Origin of the sequence: Blautia sp. HCN-20427 (genome assembly GCF_037890365.1) — a bacterium.
Classification (GTDB): Bacteria; Bacillota; Clostridia; order Lachnospirales; family Lachnospiraceae; genus Blautia.
On sequence record NZ_JBBKBX010000074.1, the window covers coordinates 1 to 543 of the forward strand.

Below are 543 nucleotides of genomic sequence, written 5' to 3' on the forward strand. Positions count from 1 at the left end.
TGGATTTCCCAAAGTGCTAAAATAAATTTGTATGTCATTGGAAAGGAGATATGACTTATGATGATGCCTAGTATTTTTGGAGAAAGTTTATTTGATGATTGGATGGATTTTCCGTTTGAGAGAGAGTTTTTCGGAAGAAAGAACCCGCTGTACGGCAAGCATGAAAAGAACATGATGAAGACGGATGTCAGGGAGACAGAAGGAACCTATGAACTGGATATCGACCTGCCGGGATTTAAGAAAGAAGAAGTTTCCGCCAAACTGGAAAACGGCTATCTGACTATCAGCGCAGCAAAAGGCCTGGATAAGGACAAACAGGATGAAAAAGGAAACTATATTCGCAGAGAACGTTATGCAGGCGCTATGAGCAGAAGCTTTTATGTAGGCGAGCAGGTACAGCAGGAAGATATTCATGCGAAATTTGAAGACGGTATCCTGAGATTGACTGTTCCGAAAGAAGTGAAAAAACAGGTGGAAGACAACAAATACATTTCCATCGAAGGATAATAACGACAAAATTGCATACATTTGACATAAGGAGAG

At 40.5% G+C, this 543-nt stretch carries 1 protein-coding gene; it reads left to right on the forward strand.

Features of this window, described 5'->3' with window-relative positions; translation table 11 throughout:
• Positions 1–57: 57 nt before the first annotated feature.
• Positions 58–507: an Hsp20/alpha crystallin family protein gene (locus WKT17_RS16260; RefSeq protein ID WP_173750339.1), complete on the forward strand. Its 450-nt coding sequence runs from the start codon at positions 58–60 to the stop codon at positions 505–507.
• Positions 508–543 lie beyond the last annotated feature (36 nt).

Coding starts and splice junctions, on each gene's coding strand:
- WKT17_RS16260 (WP_173750339.1), top strand. CDS start 58: ATGATGATGCCTAGTATTTTTGGAGAAAGTTTATTTGATGATTGGATG.